Source organism: Brevundimonas sp. CURTG3B2_SDJG, assembly GCF_057364705.1.
On the sequence record NZ_JBNFOJ010000290.1, the window covers coordinates 1 to 3,414 of the forward strand.

A 3,414-nucleotide genomic window follows, 5' to 3' on the forward strand; every position below is an offset into this window, starting at 1 on the left:
GATTGCGGCGCGGGGCGCCCGGGACGGGCTTGCCGGACTGGGGCGGCCGAGGGCGCGGCGGCCAGCATCAGGACGGCGGCGCAGGCGAGGGTCAGACGGATCATGGCGGCCTCCTGAAGCGGGATCGGTCGCGCGCAAGCTGAGCCGTTTCGCGGCCGTTCGCGAATCATAACGCCGTTCGCGCGATTTCGCTCAATGGGGCAGGCGCAGCTCGAACGTGGTGCCCGAAGGCCCAGTCTCGACCAGGGCCAGGGACCCGCCGCCGTTCTCGGCCAGCTCACGCGAGATGGTCAGGCCCAGACCCGTCCCTTCCGAGGCGCGGCCGCTGACGAAGGCTTCGAACAGCCGCTCGGAGATTCGCGGCGGAATGCCCGGTCCGTCGTCCGCGACCCGGATCACGCAATCGCCGTCGTCGGCCGAGGCGGTGACCCGCACCGTGCCCCGGCCGTCGGGGCGCGCGGGATCGGCCTCTATCGCCTGACGGGCGTTGCGCATCAGATTGACCAGCACCCGGTGCAATTGGTCGGGGTCGGCCAGCACGGTGAAACGAGCCGGGATGGTGCGGATCAACCGCACGCCCTCGGGGGAAAGGCCGGCGTCTTCGCCCGCCGCGGCCACGGCGGCGGCCAGGGGAAGGCGGGTCTTCTGGGGCGGCGGCTCCTCGCTACGCCCGTACTCCAGCACATTGCGCGACAGGGCGGCGGCCCGGCCCAGGGCCCGCTCCAGCCGCGGCAGGGCCTTGGCCACCTGCGGGTCGGGCGATCCGGCCAACCGCTCCGAAGCCATCTGGGCGGAGGTCAGCATGTTGCGAAGGTCGTGATTGATCTTGGCCACCGCTTCGCCCAACGCCACGAGGCGGGCCCGCGACCGCAGCGAATGACGGACTTCCTCCTGCATGCGGGCCAGTTCGCGCTCGACCCGGCCGATCTCGTCCTGGCGGTCGCTGGGCGGATCGCCTTCGCTCTCCGGGTCCTCGGCGAAATGTTCGATCGAGCGGGTCACCCGTCTGAGCGGCTGCAGCACCAGGAAGGCGAGGCCGCCGTACAGCAGGCCGCCGGCCACCAGCGACACGAACAGCGAGGTCAGGAGACTGTTCAGCAGGAAGGCGCGCAATTCCCGCTTGAGCGGTTCGGCCGGGGCCAGGATCTCGATGAAGTCGCCCGAGCGGTAGCGGGGGCGCGCCTGGACCCGGATCGAACGGTCGGGATGGCCGAACAGGGTGCGCCAGGGGTCCGCCAGCCGGGCCAGGGGGCGATGCTGGCGCAGGTCGATCAGCTCCGGCGCGCGGGGCAGGTTGGGCGCGCGCAGCAGCAGGCTGCGGACGCCCTGGTTGCCGACCACCACCGCCTGCACCCCCCCGATGGCCAGCAGCTGCTCCGCCACGTCGTCCTCGACCGCCGAATAGGGCAGGGCCTCGACGCCGACCGAGGCTAGCTCCGCCGACTGCAGCCGATCCAGCAGCCAGCGCTCGTGGAAGCTGGCGGCGCTGGGGGCGATGATCAGGATCTCGACCACGACGGCGAAGACGAACGTCAGCGCCAGCAGCCGCCAGGCCAGGGCGTCGGGCGCATGGAAGCGCAGCCGCTCGCGCCAGTCGTCGGGCGCGCGAAAGGCCTTGCGAACGACGGTCAGCAGGGCGCGCAGCCGGATCATGCCGCTCCTAACGCGAAGCTGGGCCCACAGGCTGCGCCGTTCATCATGTCGCCCTTCGCCCCAGCGCCCCCTGCAAGCCTTTCAAGCCGAACGGCAGCACCACCGCCAGCACGAAAACGCCCAGCATGGGGGCCCAGAACTGGCCGAACAGCGCCTGGAAGTCCGGGTCGGGGTCGGTGGCCAGCAGGGTGTTCAGCCGCGCCCCGATCCAGCAGTAGATGGTGTGGGCCGGCAGCAGGCCGATGACGGTCGCGACGGTGTAGGGCCGCAGTTTCACCGCCATCACCCCGGCGGCGACGTTGATCATGTGGAACGGCACCACCACGGCCAGGCGCGAAGCCAGCACGTACCAGAACGTGTCCTTGTCGATGGCCGCGCAGACCTTCTGCATCATGCCCCTGTCCCGCTCGGCCTTCTCGCGAAGGCTCCGGCCCAGCGCCGTGCGGGCGACACCATAGACGATCAGCGCCCCGAGCGTGGCCGCGATGGAGGTCGAAACCCCGCCGACCCACGGGCCGAACAGATAGCCGGCGGTGATGGTCACGAAGAATACACCCGGGACGACGCTGGCGGTCAGGACGGCGAACAGCGCCATCAGCAGCAGCAGACTCAAGACATAGTTCTGGGCGGTGAAGGCGCGGAACTCGGCGCCGTGGTCGCGGATCGTGTCCAGCGACAGGTACCGGTTCCACCCCATGCCGAAGATGAGGGCGATCACGGCCGCCAGGACGATCAGGGGCAGAAAGCGCTTCAGGCGGTCCATTCTCTCTCCGGGTCGGGCGCTCGCCGGGCTCATACGGCGTTGACTCCGCGGGCCCGTCCCCTTATACGCCCGCCCTTCCTGCGGCGGACGCGTTCCGTCGTCCACCTGTCTTATTTCTTAGGAGCCGACCGTGAAGCGGACCTATCAGCCGTCGCGACTCGTGCGCAAGCGCCGTCACGGCTTCCGTTCGCGGATGGCCACCAAGAACGGTCAGAAGATCGTCGCGCGTCGTCGCGCCAAGGGCCGCAAGCGCCTGACGGCCTAAGTCTCCCGTTCCTCCCCTTCCAGGGGAGGGGGGACCATGCGCAGCATGGTGGAGGGGCGTCGGCCACAGGAACCGGTGAGGCGGACAGACCCCTCCACCGCTTCGCGGTCCCCCTCCCCCAAGGGGGAGGAATGATGAGCGACCTTCTGAAAATCGAACGCCTGAAGTCGCGGCCCCAGTTCCTGGCGGCCGCGAAAGGCGTTTCCGAGGCGCGCGGCGCGTGGTGGTTCAGCGGCTGGACCGCGGCGACGGCGACCCCACGGTCCGCCTGGGGTTCACCGCCACCCGCAAGATCGGCGGGGCGGTGATCCGCAACCGCGCCAAGCGCCGGCTGCGCGAGGCCGCCCGCGCGCTTGCGCCGCATCTGGCCGTCGCCGGAAGCGACTATGTCTTCATCGCCCGCATGGGTACGGCGGACCGTCCGTGGGACCGTCTGCTTGACGATGTGAAATCGGCGCTTACAAGGCTCGCGACCCCGCGGCCGGCGCTCCAAGTCGCGCCTTCACCGCCCGCGCCCGCCGGCCAGGATTCCTGATCTCCATGCCCCCTCACGACAATAGCCGCAACACGACCATCTTCCTGGTGATCGCGGCGATCATGCTGGTCGTCTACAGCGTCTTCGTGATGCAGCCCCAGGCCGAAAAGCGCCGGGCCCGCTCAGCAGGCCGCCGCGGCCGAGAAGGCGTCGCGACGCCGTCCCGCCGCGCCGCGCCGTCGTCCACGCGCCCCGGTG

The 3,414-nt window shown here is 70.4% G+C and carries 3 protein-coding genes and 2 pseudogenes; 3 read left to right on the forward strand and 2 right to left on the reverse strand.

Going from position 1 to position 3,414, the window contains the following annotated elements; genetic code table 11:
- Positions 1 to 192: 192 nt before the first annotated feature.
- Positions 193 to 1,653, reverse strand: a complete 1,461-nt coding sequence (locus AC2W7C_RS15220) for a sensor histidine kinase (protein WP_486002164.1) — start codon at positions 1,651 to 1,653, stop codon at positions 193 to 195.
- Positions 1,654 to 1,696: 43 nt separating this feature from the next.
- Positions 1,697 to 2,416 carry a TVP38/TMEM64 family protein gene (locus tag AC2W7C_RS15225; RefSeq protein ID WP_486002165.1) on the reverse strand — a complete coding sequence of 240 codons (720 nt, stop codon included), beginning with the start codon at positions 2,414 to 2,416 and terminating at the stop codon, positions 1,697 to 1,699.
- Positions 2,417 to 2,546: 130 nt separating this feature from the next.
- Here AC2W7C_RS15225 and rpmH point away from each other — a divergent pair, with 130 nt between their 5' ends.
- The 3 genes and pseudogenes from rpmH to AC2W7C_RS15240 form a co-directional block, all read left to right on the forward strand.
- Entirely contained in the window at positions 2,547 to 2,681 is a 135-nt protein-coding gene (rpmH, locus tag AC2W7C_RS15230; RefSeq protein WP_003164000.1) for a 50S ribosomal protein L34, read from the forward strand.
- A gap of 134 nt (positions 2,682 to 2,815) precedes the next feature.
- Positions 2,816 to 3,216: pseudogene (rnpA, locus tag AC2W7C_RS15235) on the forward strand (ribonuclease P protein component).
- Positions 3,217 to 3,221: 5 nt separating this feature from the next.
- Positions 3,222 to 3,414 (forward strand): annotated as a pseudogene (locus tag AC2W7C_RS15240) (membrane protein insertase YidC); the annotation flags it as partial.